This is a genomic window from Xanthomonas nasturtii (assembly GCF_001660815.1).
Taxonomy (GTDB): Bacteria; Pseudomonadota; Gammaproteobacteria; order Xanthomonadales; family Xanthomonadaceae; genus Xanthomonas; species Xanthomonas nasturtii.
Genome location: NZ_LYMI01000022.1, coordinates 50612 through 65865 on the forward strand (window position 1 = coordinate 50612; position 15254 = coordinate 65865).

General features: G+C 66.0%; 17 protein-coding genes. 8 read left to right on the forward strand and 9 right to left on the reverse strand.

Annotated features, from left to right (window positions below; all coding sequences use genetic code 11):
* Positions 1-91 precede the first annotated feature (91 nt).
* The gene (locus A7D16_RS09660) at positions 92-1465 is read left to right on the forward strand and encodes an MFS transporter (RefSeq protein ID WP_064632078.1); all 1374 of its coding nucleotides are present in this window, start codon (positions 92-94) and stop codon (positions 1463-1465) included.
* Positions 1466-1567: 102 nt separating this feature from the next.
* On the opposite strand, the gene A7D16_RS23860 is transcribed toward A7D16_RS09660, so the two are convergent.
* The 9 genes from A7D16_RS23860 to pdxH form a co-directional block, all read right to left on the reverse strand.
* Positions 1568-1945 (reverse strand): hypothetical protein, encoded by a 378-nt coding sequence (locus A7D16_RS23860; protein ID WP_153043149.1) that lies wholly within the window; start codon positions 1943-1945, stop codon positions 1568-1570.
* A 46-nt stretch (positions 1946-1991) separates the two neighbouring features.
* Positions 1992-3158 (reverse strand): glutathionylspermidine synthase family protein, encoded by a 1167-nt coding sequence (locus A7D16_RS09670; RefSeq protein WP_064632083.1) that lies wholly within the window; start codon positions 3156-3158, stop codon positions 1992-1994.
* Position 3159: 1 nt separating this feature from the next.
* Positions 3160-3735, reverse strand: coding sequence for a DUF1190 domain-containing protein (locus tag A7D16_RS09675; RefSeq protein WP_064632085.1), 576 nt, complete (start codon positions 3733-3735; stop codon positions 3160-3162).
* A 12-nt stretch (positions 3736-3747) separates the two neighbouring features.
* Positions 3748-4152: a DUF350 domain-containing protein gene (locus tag A7D16_RS09680; protein ID WP_064632088.1), complete on the reverse strand. Its 405-nt coding sequence runs from the start codon at positions 4150-4152 to the stop codon at positions 3748-3750.
* Positions 4153-4186: 34 nt separating this feature from the next.
* Positions 4187-4864: a YjfK family protein gene (locus tag A7D16_RS09685; RefSeq protein WP_064632090.1), complete on the reverse strand. Its 678-nt coding sequence runs from the start codon at positions 4862-4864 to the stop codon at positions 4187-4189.
* A complete protein-coding gene (locus A7D16_RS09690; protein WP_064632092.1) occupies positions 4861-5943 on the reverse strand; it encodes a potassium channel family protein in 1083 nt (360 codons plus the stop codon). Before A7D16_RS09690 ends, A7D16_RS09685 begins: the two co-directional genes overlap by 4 nt.
* 25 nt (positions 5944-5968) lie before the next feature.
* Positions 5969-6742, reverse strand: a complete 774-nt coding sequence (locus A7D16_RS09695; RefSeq protein WP_064632094.1) for a PspA/IM30 family protein — start codon at positions 6740-6742, stop codon at positions 5969-5971.
* A 12-nt stretch (positions 6743-6754) separates the two neighbouring features.
* Positions 6755-7171, reverse strand: coding sequence for a YjfI family protein (locus A7D16_RS09700; protein ID WP_039414395.1), 417 nt, complete (start codon positions 7169-7171; stop codon positions 6755-6757).
* Positions 7172-7357: 186 nt separating this feature from the next.
* Complete coding sequence (pdxH, locus tag A7D16_RS09705) at positions 7358-7957, reverse strand: pyridoxamine 5'-phosphate oxidase (protein ID WP_064632096.1); 600 nt, start codon at positions 7955-7957, stop codon at positions 7358-7360.
* A 365-nt stretch (positions 7958-8322) separates the two neighbouring features.
* Here pdxH and A7D16_RS09710 point away from each other — a divergent pair, with 365 nt between their 5' ends.
* From A7D16_RS09710 to A7D16_RS09735, 7 genes are all read left to right on the forward strand, one after another.
* Positions 8323-8865 carry a shikimate kinase gene (locus A7D16_RS09710; protein WP_064632098.1) on the forward strand — a complete coding sequence of 181 codons (543 nt, stop codon included), beginning with the start codon at positions 8323-8325 and terminating at the stop codon, positions 8863-8865.
* Positions 8862-9974: a 3-dehydroquinate synthase gene (gene aroB, locus A7D16_RS09715; RefSeq protein WP_064632124.1), complete on the forward strand. Its 1113-nt coding sequence runs from the start codon at positions 8862-8864 to the stop codon at positions 9972-9974. Before A7D16_RS09710 ends, aroB begins: the two co-directional genes overlap by 4 nt.
* A 196-nt stretch (positions 9975-10170) precedes the next feature.
* Positions 10171-10422: a WGR domain-containing protein gene (locus tag A7D16_RS09720; protein ID WP_064632101.1), complete on the forward strand. Its 252-nt coding sequence runs from the start codon at positions 10171-10173 to the stop codon at positions 10420-10422.
* 13 nt (positions 10423-10435) lie between these two features.
* The gene (hemE, locus tag A7D16_RS09725) at positions 10436-11500 is read left to right on the forward strand and encodes a uroporphyrinogen decarboxylase (protein WP_064632104.1); all 1065 of its coding nucleotides are present in this window, start codon (positions 10436-10438) and stop codon (positions 11498-11500) included.
* A gap of 498 nt (positions 11501-11998) precedes the next feature.
* Complete coding sequence (locus A7D16_RS21490; RefSeq protein ID WP_082925777.1) at positions 11999-12400, forward strand: DUF2946 family protein; 402 nt, start codon at positions 11999-12001, stop codon at positions 12398-12400.
* Between the two features lie 109 nt (positions 12401-12509).
* Entirely contained in the window at positions 12510-14591 is a 2082-nt protein-coding gene (locus A7D16_RS09730; protein ID WP_082925778.1) for a TonB-dependent receptor family protein, read from the forward strand.
* A 122-nt stretch (positions 14592-14713) separates the two neighbouring features.
* Entirely contained in the window at positions 14714-15133 is a 420-nt protein-coding gene (locus A7D16_RS09735) for a hypothetical protein (protein ID WP_064632109.1), read from the forward strand.
* Positions 15134-15254: the final 121 nt, after the last annotated feature.

The following is a 15254-nucleotide window of genomic DNA, read 5'->3' on the forward strand; positions in this document are numbered from 1 at the left end:
CTCAACCTAGGTTGAGGCAGGATGCTGCGCGGCCATCACCGGTGCAAGCACCTGTGTCATGGCTCCACACACTTCTGTTCCTGGATGTTCGATGCCCACCGAAATGCCGACCACTGCCGCTACGCCGCGATACGCCACGCAGCCTACGTCCATCCTTGCCGCGCCCTACCGTGCGGCGACGCTAGGCATGGTGGCGCTGGTGTCGCTCAACGCCTTCGAGTCGCTGGCCGTTGCCGCCGCCATGCCGACCGTGGCGCGCGAATTGAACGGGCTGCCGCTGTATGCATTGGCGTTCGGCGGCACCCTGGCTACCAGCGTGGTCGGCATGACCGCAGCCGGGCGCTGGAGCGACCGGCGTGGCCCAGCGGGTGCTTTGGCCGTGGGTTTGCTGTGTTTTGTAGTCGGCCTGCTGGTTGCCGGGCTGGCGCCGAGCATGCCGCTGCTGATTGCCGGGCGCCTGCTGCAGGGCCTGGGCGCCGGCGCCTATTCGGTGGCGTTGTACGTCATCGTCGGGCGGCTGTATCCGGAAGCCTTGCGCCCGCGGGTGTTTGCGGCGTTTTCGGCCGGTTGGGTGGTGCCATCGTTGATCGGGCCGGGCATCAGCGGATTGATCGTGCAACACGTGGGCTGGCGCTGGGTGTTTCTATCAGTGCCGCTGCTGGCGATTCCAGCTGGATTGATGCTATGGCCGGCGCTGCGCGGGCGGACCTGGGCGAGCGACGCATCCGATGCGCCGACTGCATCGCTGGGCTGGGCCGTGGGTGCGGCGTTGGGCGTGCTGGGCGTGTACCTGGGTGGGCAGCTGCACGGCATGCTGGTACCGGGCGCGATGCTGCCGGCACTGTTGCTCACCGCGTATTGCGCCTGGCACCTGCTGCCGACCGGCACCTTGCAACTTGCACGCGGCCTGCCCAGCGTGATCGCGTTGCGAGGCATCGCTGCCGCCGCATTTTTCGGTTTCGAGGCCTTCCTGCCGTTGCTGCTGTCGCGCGAACGCGGGCTCTCGCCGCTGCTGGCCGGCGTGGCGCTGAGCGTGGGCGCATTGGGCTGGTTCAGTGGCTCCTGGTACCAGGGCCACAGCCGCGCCGGTTGGTCGCGCCCGCGCCTGCTCAAGACCGGCGCGCTGCTGATGACGCTGGGCATCGCAATCAGTGCAACTGCGGTGTGGCCGGCGATGCCGGTGCCGCTGGCAATCGCCGGCTGGGCGCTGACCGGCCTGGGCATGGGCCTGCTGTATCCCAGTTTGTCGGTGGTGATGCTGTCGCTGTCGCCACCGGCGCAGCAAGGCGCCAACAGTTCTGCCTTGCAATTGAGCGAAGCCATTGCCGTGGCGGCTATGCTGGCGCTGGCCGGTGCCTTGTTCGCGGCGCTGCTGACATCGGCAACGAGCGCGGCATACCTGAGCGTGTTCGGGTTGGCGTGGCTGCTGGCGGTGGCGGGCTTTTGTGTGGCGCGGCGGGTGTGATGGGTGCGCGGTGTGCGCAGAGTGTCGAAGTAAAGCGGCACCGAGCGCCGATGCTGGCGCGTCTTGCGCGCGGCGCTGGTGCGGTCTGCGCGATCTGCATGCTCAATACGTCGCGTTGGCATGCCGCAACACAAGCCACGACATCGCAGCACAACCGACTTTGCCGATCCTGTCGAGATCGCTGCGACGGAGACTGAAAAAACTTCGCCGCTCACGACTGGTCATTTTTTCGCCACCCATCTTGACAGCGTTGCAGGCCGGGGCCTGCACCCACTTGCCCACAGCCTTGTGCAAGTTCCATCCACAGGGGGTGTGGAAAAGATGCGCCGCCTTGCATGCGCCAGAGGCCTTGCGCGGCGCCGGTGCTTGTGCAATGCGCGATAAAAACAGCCGGCGCAGCTGCGTCGTGGGCACTTGCGGCAGGCCCGCCAGCATCCAGAAAGCGGATTCCGCTACACCGCACAAGACGGTGGCTCCCACGCGCAACACCGCCAGCTCACGGTGGCGATGCACGCACAGCTGCGGATCAATCGATGATGACGTGCGGCACGAAGCGCGACGTGTCGCGGGTGATCGGGCCATCGTCGTCGCGCAGGCCCAGGCCGGCAGGGCGATCGGCGACCACCCAGCTGCCCACCAGCGCATGCCGGCCGTCGAATACCGGCAACGGATGGTGTGCCTGCAGGATTGCCGGCCCGTCCAGATACGGGCCATCCGTCTGTGCAGTGGCGCCCTGCGCGGTGACCAGGGAGATATTGGCGCCCTCGCGCGACAGCAGCGGCTTGCGCACCCAGCCTGCGGTCGGTGCTTCGCCGGCTTGCGCAAAGCGTGCCGGCAGCAGATTGGGATGGCCTTGATGCCGCTCCCACAGCAGCGGCAGGATGCCCTTGTTGCTCAGCACCGATTTCCACGCCGGCTCGATCAGGCGCACACGGTCGGCGATCAGGGCCGGCCCGAAGCGTTCTTCCATCATGAATTCCAGCGGGTAGAGCTTGAACAGCGTGTGGATCACCCGGTCCTGCTCATCGGTGAACCAGCCATCGGCGCTCAGGCCGATGTCTTCGATGGCCACTTCCTCGGTGCTGATGCCCACCTGATGCGCGCAGTCGCGCAGGTAACGCACGGTGGCACGATCTTCCAGCGAATCGCGCACCGCCGAAAAATGCATCTGCGCGCCGATCGCGCCGTCCACCGCCAGCGCACCCAGCGTCTCGCATAACAGGTCCTGGATCAGGTTGTACTGATCGGTACCCTTGGGCAGCGCGCCGCTGGCGATCTGCTGTTCAAGCCACAACCACTGGAAATACGCCGACTCGTACAGCGAGGTCGGCGTGTCGTAATTGAGCTCGTACAACTTGGCCGGGCCATCGCCCGAATACGCCAGGTCCATGCGCCCGTACAGATGCGGGTCGCGGTCTTTCCACGAATTGGCGATCCAGTCCCAATAGAACGGCGGGATCGCCAATTGCGTCATCAGCTGTTCCGAGCGCACCACCTCGTCCACCAACTGCATCGCCATATCGTGCAGGTCTTGGGTGGGCGCTTCGATGTCGTCTTCGATCTGCTGCAACGAAAACGCGTAGTAGGCGCTTTCGTCCCAATACGGCGCGCCGTCGATGGTGTGGAAGTGGAAGCCGAGCGACTCGGCCTGCTCGCGCCAGTCCGGGCGTTCGGCAATTGCGATCCGTTGCATGTCAGCCGCCGAACCCGGAACTGCGACCGCCGCTGCCGAACGAGCTGCGCGCCGCCGCGCTGGAGCCGAAGCCCGAGCGCGATACGGTGATGGCGCGGGTCGGCATGTCGATCGCGCCGCTGCGCCCGCGCACCGTGCCGATGCGGTTGCTGGCCAGATCGCCGTTGGGCTTGTAATACCCGCCGCTGCGGTAGTCGCGGTACAGCGGAATCGAGCCGCCGTAGCGGTAGCCGCCGCCACCGGTCATGTTGCCCAACGCGTAGCCCAGCAGGAACCCGCCCATCGGCGGGACCCAGCTTTGCTGGCCCTGCGCCGTCTGCACCTCCGTGCAACTGCCGAACTGCGCATCGCACTCGTAGCGCGTGTTGAAGCGCGGCGCGGCCTGCTGATGCTTGGCCACCGCCTCGTCGTAGGCCTTGAGGCATTGCTGGATGTCGCTCTGTTCCTGTTTGATCTGGTAGCAGTCCGAGGCCGACTGCAACACCACACCGGTCTCCGGCTCGGAGCCGCAGCCGGTGACGAAGGCGGCCGGCAGCGCGGCCATCAAGGTGAGTTTGAGATTGCGTGATCGCTTCATGCCTGCGCTCCGTTACGGCGTGATCGCGGCGGCATTGATCAGCCCCACCGCGATCGACACGCCCGCCGAAAAGATGCCGGCGGCGGTGACGTTGTCGGTGATCTGCCGCGAGATGCGCCCGGCCACCAGGTTGGCCAACAGGTACGCCACCACCTGGATGCCGCAGGCCACCACGCCCCAGATCAGCGCATCGACCAGGCTCACCGAATGGGTGATGGCCGAATGCAGCGGCAATGCCACGCCGATCAGGTTGCCGGCCAGCGCGGTGGCTGCAGCCACGTTGCCCTGCCGCAGCAGGGTGAAATCCTTGTGCGGGGTGACCAGGGTCACCAGCACCACCGCGACGATCAGCACGCCCAGGCCGGTGCCGAAGTAGGAAAGAAATGCGAGAAAACTCTGCAGGTTGATCGGGTTCATGACAGGACCGTTTGAGTGAAGGGCGAGCGCATGCTCAGGTGATATCCAGATCGGCGACGGTGACATCGATACCGACCGCATAGGTGACGCAGAATTCGTTGGGGCCGGAATCCTCACCGGTCACCAGCAGAAATTCTTCGCGCTGCAGCTCGGGCACATCGCGGCTATAGAGCATGGCGTAGTGGGTCAGGTCGCCATCGCGGCGCGGCGGCTGATAGCGGTACAGCACTTCGTCGTAGGCGATCGGCGGAATCCGCGCAGCATCATCGGTGGACTGCGTGGCGCGTTGCCAGCGCTTGCCGGCGTAATCGATCTGCGCGGCACCCAGATGCGGATGCTGCATCACGAACTCCTGAAACGCCTGCTTGCTGGGCGGGTTCACCGTTTCGCAATACACGAACGCCTTCATCGCTTCCAGATCGCCACCCACGGTGGTGACCTGCAGGAACGCATCGTCATCCAGATAGAAGCGGTGCAGCGAATAGCCATCGCCCAGATTGACATGGCCATAGCACGGAATGCCCTGGTGCCCGCCCGGCAATTCGGCGGTCATGGCATCGGGCGCCATGCGGTACAGGGTGGTGTCGATTTCCACCTGGCCGCCGACACGCAGCCCCAGCGGCAACGTGTGGCCGATCGCGCCGGTGCCGGACGTGGGCAGCGGCGGCGGTTGCGGTTGACCGAACAACTTGCTGAAAAAACTCATCGTCATGCACCTTGTGGCGATGGGGAAATGGGGGCTGTCTCGCTGCGCATGGCCTGCCACGCAATGGCGTGGACGGGCACGCGCTGCTCGGCCAGGTAATACAGCATGGCACCGGCGGCGACAGCGGTGCGTGCTGGCGGGTTCAAGCGCAACGCGCCGTCGGGTGCGCGCAGGCCCAGCAGCAAGGCGCCGCGCTGACCGAAATCGGCCGCAAGCCGGCTGTAATCCAGCGCTTGGACATTCGCTGGCACGGCAAGACTGAACTGGGTGGGGCCATCGTCCACCGACAGCAACTCGGCGGTGATCGCCGCGCTGCCCGGGTCCTGCGCGGCGCGGGCCAGGATTTCGGCGGTCATCGGGCGTGTGCATTCGATGGCCGGGTAATGGTGGTTGACCAGCCGCGCGGCGCTGGCCGAATCGAAATGCGCCACGATGTGCGCAGCCGGTGCGTGCGCCATCAACGCGAAGACCGCTGCCAGGGTCTGGTCGTCGGAGGGCGGGTTGACGATCACCCGCGCCGCACCGGCAATGCCGGCACGCCGGTACACCTCGGTGTGCGTGTACGACTCGGCGGCGATGAAGCGCATGTGGTCGGGCATCGGGTTTTCGGCCACGCCCTCGGCGATCAGCACCACGCCTTCGTCATCGGTGGCAGTATCGGAGAGCAGCAACTCCAGCAGGCGCACCGAGGCCGCGCCCTGCCAGCCGATCAAAATGGTGTGCCCGCGCAGATCGGCATAGGCCATCTTGCCCATGTGGTGGCGCCTCCAGAACGTGATGAGGACGCCGCTGGTCTTGGCCAGCACCGTGGCGAACAACGCCACCGCACCCGGCATCAACACGAAGGCGGCAATATAGCGCCCGGCCACCGAGCCCGGCGACAGGTCGCCGTAGCCGATGGTGGTGGCGGTGGTCATGTAGTAGTACGGAAACGCGTCCAGGCCGACGAGCTTCTGCTCGCCGGCCCACAGCAGCAACACCCAGCTCAGCCCCATGTGCGCCAGCAGTGCCAGCGCCACCATGCCCCAGCTGACGCGGCGCACGTGGCGCCGCAATACCCGGAACAGCCGTCCAACGATGATCATGGCGCATCCTGTGCCGTGCGGTGGATCAGCTGTCGCCGCGCGGAACCTGCTGCACGTCGCGCACCTGGCCGATCAGCGGCGCGGTGCTGCCGGTGGTGTCGTGGCCCAGCTGCGCGGCCGGCTTCTTGAAGCGTGCCAGCACCGCGGCCGCATTGGATTCGCCTTCCATCAGCCCGGCCGCGGCCAGACGCCGGTTCAGATCGCCGTCGCCGCTGGACGATTCCAGCTCTTCGGCCGATTCGATACGCGCCGAGGTTTCGGCCTGGCGCGCCTTGATGCGCTCCAGCGATTCCAGCGCCGAGCCCATCTTGCTGCTGGCGCCGGAATGGCGCGCAGCGATGGCGGCCTGCGCCTTCTGCACTGCGTCGGTGGCCTTGACCGTATCGATCTGCTGGCGCATGCCGCGCAGCTGGTTTTCGGTCTTCTGGATGGTGGCCTTGAGCGTCACCACCGACTGGTCCAGCGAGGTCTTGGAGGCCTTGTCGCCGGCGTCTTCGCTTTCCAGCGCGGCCAGCTTGACCGCCACATCGTGCGCCAGCGCTTCATCGTTCTTGGCCAGCGCACCTTCGATATAACGCGTGTACTCGGCCATCTTGCCGGCGCGCGCGTCGATCTTCTGCTGCGCCAGCTTGCTCTGCGCCATCAGCTTGGTCAGCTCTTCGCGCGAGCGCGTGAGCTGGGCGCCGGCATCGCGCATTTCCTGGTCCAGGATGCGCAGCGCATTGGCGTCGACCGCCTTCTGGCCGGTTTCGTGTGCGGTACCACGCAGCAGCGTGATCAGCTTGGAAAAAATACTCATGACAACACGCCTTTAGGAAAAGAACGGCTTGAGAGATTCGGCGGCATCCAGCGTATTGGCCGCCAGGGTCTGGATTTCCTCGTCGATCTGGTCGAGCGTGGACGACGCCGACAGCTCGCCGAAGACCACATAGCTGTCCTTGCCGTCGACCTGGACCAGGCCCAGGTTGGACAAGGGGTTGAGCGGATTCAGGCGCAGGCAGGCGTCGTTGAAGGCGGCGCGGTCGTTGACCTGGTCGGCGTTGGCCAGCAGCGTGGAGACGAACACCTGCGAGCCGGAAGCGGCAACCTGGATCTGCATGTCGCCATGGTCGGCCAGGGTGAGGTTGATGGCCGGCTCCAGGCCGTCGATCAGTTCGACCTCGATCGGCTGACCGCGGTAGCGCTCGGCCAGCAGGCCGTGCAATTCGACAGTGGTGTACTGCGTCATACGATGTCCTGTCCTTTGATCATGCAGCGGTGGTGATGCAGCAGGAGTCCTGCAACGACAGGACATACTACAGACTGCCTGTGACCGGCAGAAAGGGCCGGACGTCAGCCGGTCAGGCAGGCGGCAGGCAGGCAGCAGGCCGGAGCAGACCAGCCGTTCAGCTGGCCCACGCGCCAGGCTGCCCGCTCACGGGTACAGCATCCGCTTGCTCCACTGGCTGGCCGCGTCGGCCTCGTAGCGCCAGCGCTCGTGCAGGCGGAACTTGGCGCCGTACCAGAACTCGAACGCCTGCGGCACCACCCTGAAGCCCCCCCAGCCATCCGGGCGCGGCACCTGCCGCCCTTCGAAGGTGGCCTCGACCTTGGCGATTGCCGCCTCGAACTCGGCGCGCGAGCCCAGCGTCTGCGACTGCAGCGAGGCCCAGGCGCCGATCTGGCTCATGCGCGGGCGCGAGGCGAAATAGGCATCGGCTTCGTCTGCGCTGACCAGCTGCACGCCGCCTTCGATACGCACCTGGATGCCGGCCTCGCGCAGGCTGCGCCACAGGAACAGCAGCGCCGCCTGCGGATGGGTCTGCAGATCGCGGCCCTTTGCGCTATCCAGATGCGTGTAGAACACGAACCCGCGCGCATCGAAGGCCTTGAGCAATACCGTGCGTGCGCTCGGCCGGCCATCCACGCTGGCGGTGGCCACGGTCATGGCGCTGGCTTCGAGTTCGGCGCTGTCCTGCGCTTCGGCATACAGCGTGGCAAAGGTGGCAAGAGCTTCTGCGTACAGATCGGGCATGGCGGGGCGTGGGCAGCAAGGTGGGCGCCTATTGTGGGCGCATCGCAGCGCTTCGCCTACGTGCGGCGATCGGGCACGCCGCACGCCCCCATGTACGTAGCCGATAACGGAGATTTGTGCGCGGCGGCCGCGCGCGTCGTCTGCACCCGGCCCGGGCGCGGGCTGCGCCCAATGGCCGACATCGCTCGCCGATGGCTATATCGCCTGGGTTCGATCGCGAACCCTGAGCCGTGGCGGTGCTCATTAGTGTTGTGCACCTGCTTGACGCCGGCTACCGGCGCGGACGGCGTGGCGCGCGATGCAGATTCGTTGCAACCCGCACGACCCGGCCCGAGCCAATCGTGTGAATGCTACGATCCCTGCGCATGAACCCCGCTCCCAATCTCGTGATGGTCGGCCCGATGGGCGCCGGAAAAAGCTGCATCGGCCGTCGCCTGGCCGAGCGCTTCGGGCTGGAGTTCGTCGATGTGGATCAGGCCATCGTCGAACAGGTGGGCAGCAGCATCCCGGCCATCTTCGAACAGCACGGCGAAGCGCGATTTCGGCAGCATGAGGCGGACATCCTGCAGGCGCTGCTGGAACAGGACAACAAGCTGATTTCCACCGGCGGCGGCGCGGTGCTGGACCCACACAACCGGCAGCGCATCTGCGAACGTGGGTTTGTGGTGTACCTGCATGTGAGCGTGCCGGCGCAGCTGACGCGGTTGGCGCGCGACCGCAATCGCCCGCTGTTGCAGCGCGCCGACCGCGAGCAGGTGTTGCATGCAATGGCTGCGCACCGCACGCCGCTGTACCAGCAGGTCGCCGACCTCAGCCTGGAAACCGATCATCTCTCCCCCGCCGAGGCCACCGCGCAGCTGGTGCTGCGCCTGGCCGCGCAATGGCGCATGTCGAGTACCCCCGCATGACACTTCCCCGTTCCTCGCGCAGCGTCGATGTCGACGGCGCGCAGCCTTACACCATCACCATTGCTCCCGGCCTGCTGGCCGACGGCGCGCGCCTGGCCGGCCACGTGCGCGGTCGCCACGCGTTGCTGCTCAGCGACTCGCAGGTGGCGCCACATTACGCAGCCGGCGTGCGCGCCGCGCTCTTGCGCGCGCGCCCGGACCTGCAGGTGGGCGAGCTGGTCATCGCCGCCGGCGAAGCCTCCAAGACACTGGATACCTTCGGCTCTGCGATTACGGCACTGGCCGAACTGGGCGCCACCCGCGACGCCTGCGTCTTCGCACTCGGCGGTGGCGTGGTCGGCGACCTGGCCGGCTTTGCGGCAGCGTGCTGGATGCGCGGCGTGGACTGCGTGCAGCTGCCCACCAGCCTGCTGGCCATGGTGGATTCGTCGGTCGGTGGCAAGACCGCAGTGGACATCCCGCAGGGCAAGAACCTGGTCGGCGCCTTCCATCCGCCACGCGCGGTGATCGCCGACACCGACACCTTGCGCACCCTGCCCGCGCGCGAGCTGCGGGCCGGCCTGGCCGAGGTGATCAAGTACGGCGCCATCCGCGACCCGCTGTTCTTCCAGTGGCTGCACGCCGAGCGGCGCGCACTGCTGGACAGCGACCCGGCCGCGCTGGCGCAGGCCATTGCCCGCAGCTGCGAGCACAAGGCCGAGATCGTCGCGCGCGACCCGCTGGAAAAAGGCGAGCGCGCCCTGCTCAACCTGGGCCACACCTTCGGCCACGCGATCGAAACCGAACAAGGCTATGGCGCGCCTGGCAACGACAACCTCAACCATGGCGAGGCCGTGGCGGTAGGCATGGTGCTGGCGGCGCGGCTGTCGGCTTCGCTGGGCATGAGCACTGCGCAGGACACCGAGGCGCTGCGCGCCCTGCTGCACGACTTCGACCTGCCCACCGAAATCCCGCCGGGCCTGACCCCGGAAGCCCTGCTCGCACGCATGCGGTTGGACAAGAAAAACATCGCCGGCCGTCTGCGCCTGGTGCTCTGGCGCGGCATCGGCCAGGCCGAGGTGGTGCCGGATGTGGACGAAGCTGCGGTGCTGGAGATCCTGGCGGGCTGAGCAACGCCGTTACTCACTGTCTCCAGCGCATTGGTAGGAGCGCCCTAGGGCGCGACAGGGCATTACCGGCAAATGCCCATCGCGCCCAAGGGCGCTCCTACACATTGCCTGACTCCCAACGCTCTCTTCATAACCGGAGCAACCCTGCCGGCCCATTGCTCCCAGCCTTCAGCAGCGCCCGGCTACAATCGGCCGCATGCGCATCCTTCTTCAACACGATCCCGGCGGCAACGCGCCGCTCCGCTACGTCCAGCTGACCCTGCAACCGGATCTGTTCGGTGGTTGGGAATTGCTGCGCGAAACCGGCCAGATCGGTGGACGCACGCAACTGCGACGCGACCAGTACCTGCAGCAGGATGAAGCCGACCGCGCTTTCGACAAGGCGCGCGACACCCAACTCAAACGCGGCTTCCAACTCATCACCGGCGGCGCCGACGCGCCGCGCTGAGGACACACCTCCCATGCTCAAGAACGATCGCCTGCTGCGCGCCCTCAACCGTCAGCCCGTGGACCGCACCCCTGTGTGGTTGATGCGCCAGGCTGGCCGCTACTTGCCGGAATACCGCGCCACCCGCGCGCGCGCCGGCAGCTTTCTGGGCATGGCCAAGAACCCGGACATCGCCTGCGAAGTGACCCTGCAGCCGCTGCAGCGCTTCCCGCTGGATGCAGCGATCCTGTTCTCCGATATCCTGACCATCCCCGATGCGATGGGCCTGGAGCTGTATTTCGTCGAAGGCGAAGGCCCCAAGTTCCGCCACCCGGTGCGCGATGCCGCGGCAATTCACCGCCTGGGCGTGCCGGACATGGAAACCGAACTGCGCTACGTGATGGATGCCGTACGCGTGATCCGCCGCGAACTGGATGGTTCCGTACCGCTGATCGGCTTCTCCGGCAGCCCGTGGACGCTGGCCTGCTACATGATCGAAGGCGGCGGCAGCAAGGAATACGCGCGCATCAAGGCAATGGCCTTCAACGCGCCCGAGCTGCTGCACCACCTGCTCGGCACCGTCACCGATGCGGTGATCGCCTACCTGGCCGCACAGCGTGCGGCCGGTGCGCAGGCATTGCAGGTGTTCGACACCTGGGGCGGCGTGCTGTCGCCGGCGATGTACCGCGAATTTTCGCTGCCCTACCTCACCCGCATCGCACGTGAGCTGGAACGCGGCGTTGGGGCCGAGCGCACCCCGCTGGTGCTGTTCGGCAAGGGCAACGGTGCCTACGTGGCCGACCTGGCCGCCAGCGGCGCCGAAGCAGTGGGCGTGGACTGGACCATCTCGCTGGCCGATGCCGCCCAGCGCGCCGGCGGCCGCGTCGCACTGCAAGGCAACCTGGACCCCGCCACCTTGTACGGCTCGCCCGACGCGATCCGCGCCGAGGCCGGCAAGACCCTGGACAGCTACGCACAAGGCAACGGCGGCTCGCGCGAAGGTCACGTCTTCAACCTCGGCCACGGCATGTCGCCGGATATGAATCCGGACCATGTGGGCGTGCTGGTGGAAGCGGTACAGAGTTTGAGCAAGCGCTGATCCGAACGTGATCGACAGCGCGTGGGTAGTGCGGTGCTGTCGCTGGCTCGCTCAAACCGAGCATTCAACAGCCACAGCTTTTCTTTCAGCCACCGACAATGATCGGCAGCGCCTGTGCGCGTGCCAGCGTGGAACCTTAGTCGGCATGGATGCCGCGTAAGAGACTCCATGGACGTATGTGCGCCGTGTCCCACGACGGTACGCGTGCATGCGCCTTCATCGCGCATTGCTTGCTGAGTGGCTTCGCCCCGTCCTCTCTCCCCAGCCCCTCTCTCGCAGCCCGCAGGAGAGCGGCCTGAAACACGGTCCCACCCCAATACGACATCGCGTTGCCATCCGACGCCGGAACTGAACATCTAGACTTCTTGCGATGCCGCTCTGCTCAATTGACTTGAAGACAGTCAGAGCCTGGGACTTCGCGCGAGTGCGGCAACTGGTCGCACCGCAGGCCAGTGCCTTTCTGAAGTCGCGATCTGGTGTGCACGCTACACTCGCAACATGGCTGGGGGCTCGAAATTAAGGAGCACGTTCGCGTGGCTGTCACTGACGGCTGTGCTTCTGCTTGCCTTGCTGCCTTCGATAGGGCGTTTGGCCACATCCCATGACGAAGGCCCACGCATCGTTCTGATGGAGATGTGCACAACGGGTGCCGACCGGTTGATCAGTATGGTCGATCCTTTCAACCTGCTCGATACAGCGCAGCCGGGGCCAATTGACCACGGTGACATGCCGGACTGCACCTACTGTCAACTGCTCGCGACGACGCTGATTGCGGTGCTATGGCTGGTATGGTCGCTGCGGCCTCTCTTGCCGACACTGGTAACCGCGTTGCGCGCTGTTTGCACGATTGCGCGCCATCCCTGCGGACTTGGCTCTCGCGGACCGCCGCTGGCAGCCTGAGCCTCCTGCCCGCCGCGACCGACCGGTCGCCCTTTGTTTGAGACGCCCGCGCACAGCGCGGTGTCGTCTGTGCGCTGCACTGATCGCGCGCATTGCACCGGATTTCACGATGCCTCATTCCTCGTTTTTGCAGCCAATCGTGGTTGCGGCCCCGCCGAGCACGCACCCCGTCGTCAGTTGCCTCGCTTTCCTCATCGGCTGCACGCTCGCCGCACAGGCCCACGCCGACACGGCAACACAACCCCGCGAACTTCCAACCCTCGAAGTCCGTGGTGAGCGTGACCAGGCGGCGCAAGCCATCGAAGGTGCTCGCCATGCGCTCGAGTTGCGTGCAGGGGGCACCACACTGGTTCGCGCCGAGGACTACAGTGCAGGCCGCGCTACCACGGTCAGCGACATGTTGGCCTTCGCGCCCGGGGTGTATGCGCAGACGCGCCACGGTGAAGACACGCGCTTCTCGATTCGAGGATCGGGCATCCAACGTGGTTTTCTGATGCGCGGCATCCAGCTTTACCAGGATGGCATTCCACTCAATCTCGCCGACGGTTCCGGCGACGTGCAGTCGATCGATCCCTTGGCCCTGCAGCACATCGAGATCTGGCGCGGTGCAAACGCGCTTGAGTACGGTTCGAGCACGCTTGGCGGCGCCGTGAACTTCGTGACGCCGACCGGCCGTACTGCTGCGCCAGCAACGCTGCGCATCGACGCCGGTGAGCATGGTCAGCGGCGCATGCATGCCGCAGTTGCCGGCGCTGGAGACGCGGCCGACGGCATGATCAGCCTCACCCATGGTGAGCAGGACGGCTGGCGCTCGCACTCGGCAACACGTTCGACGCGCCTGTCCGCGAACGTTGGGTTGCGATTCGATGAGACCCTCGAAGGACGGGTTTACCTGCAGCATGTCGATGCCGACATGGAAATGCCCGGCAGCATTTCCCGCGCTGCAATGGCGGTCGACCGTCGCCAAGCAGCGCCGAACAGTGCCCGTTTGGATGCCGGGAACAACTACAAGCTGAACCGCGTTGCGACCCGGCTGACGTGGAAACCGGACACCCACCGTTCGCTGACCGCATCGGCATGGCTCGCAGACCGCGAACGCTTCCATCCGATGGTTTTCGGCATCCTGCAGCAGGACTCTCGCGATACCGGCGTCGACCTACGCAGTGTCATGGACTTCGCCGTCGCCGGCGAGCCGCAGCGGCGACTCGCGTTCGGCGCCTCCAGTGCGCGTTACCTTGGCAACGAACGTCGCTTCACCAATCCGGATGGTCGTCCCGGCCTACCGACCGGTCGCCAGTCTCTGGACGGACGCGCGCATGCGCTTTACGCCGAGTACTCCCACGGCGTCGACGAGCGGCTGACCGTGCAGGCAGGGGCGCAGGCCACACGTGCAACCCGTCGCCTTGACAACCGCACTGCTCCTGCCGGTAGCTACGACGTTGACTTCACTGGCGTCAGTCCGAAGCTCGGCCTGCTGTTCGACACCGAGACAAGCGGTCAGTTTTACGCCAACGTCAGCCGCAGCTTTGAGCCCGCCCCATTCGGCGAAGCGACCGTGCGTCCCGCGCTGCCTCTGCCGAACGCGCAGAAGGCCACGACGCTCGAAGCGGGTTGGCGCCACCGCGCAGGTGAGGTCGACCTTGAAGCCACCGCATATCGCGCTCGCATCAACGGCGAACTGCTTGCACTAACCGATGCCACGGGCGCCTCCATCGGAACGGCCAATGCAGACCGCACAATCCATCAGGGCGTCGAGCTTGGCGCCAGCCTGCCGATCCGTGATGCGCTACGGCTGCGCGGGGCCTATGTCTGGAACGACTTCGTCTTCGACGACGACATCGCCTATGGCGACAACCGCATCGCCGGCATCGCGCCTCACTTGCTCCGTGGCGAAATCGAATGGCGCATCGCTCCATGGCTGGCGGTTGCCCCGAGCGTCGAGTGGCAACCGGTCGGCACCTGGATCGACCACGCCAACACCGTGAGACAGGATGGCTACACGCTGATGCACTTGCGCGTGCATGGCGACCTCGGCAGTAACCTCCGCTGGTTCATCGACGTGCGCAACCTGACCGATCGCGAATACGTTGCCAGCACTGCGGTGCAGGCCAACGTGCGAGGTGCGGATGGAGCCTATTACTTCCCGGGCGATCCGAGATCGGTCTATGCGGGCCTGGAGTGGCGGCTGTGAGGACGCTGTTTGCGCCATATGGCGCCGGATGCGAATAGGCGCGATGCCATGGCCGTGTCGTCGCGCGTAGGCAGAGTGCCTGATCGTCGTCGGCTTGCACTCGCTCTGATCGCAGCGGTGGTGTGCTGCCGGGCGCGTCCCAAGGCGAAGCAGTCGACGCGCGCGACACGATAGCGCAACCCACCAGGGCTCAACCGGAGCATCGCGCCGACGATGGCCATCAGCCACTCGACGACTCGCAGACTCGGCGTGACGCGGAGCGCGTCCAAGAAACGGCCGCAGACGCCGGCATCCGCGGCAGTGACCACTCCGAAGCAAGCAGTCTTCGCGAGTTCGATCGCCTGTTGGTGACAGCGCCGCGCGTACTGACCGAAGGTAGTGACGCTTATGCAAGCGGCGCCGTCACTGCTGGCAGCAAGATGGCGATGGCTTGGAAAGACGTGCCACGCGCGGTGTCCACGTTGACTCGCCAACAGCTCGACGATCAAGGGCTCTTGGGATTCGAACGCGCCATGGACCAGGCGTTTGATCCCAGGCTTTGATGGTGCATTATTTTCCCACGAATGGAAGGAAGCACTATGGGCCAGGTTCTGCATGGGAGCGCCACTACGACAGAGGCGATCCGTCGAGCGATACAAAATAGTCAAGAGAGCCTGAGAGCGC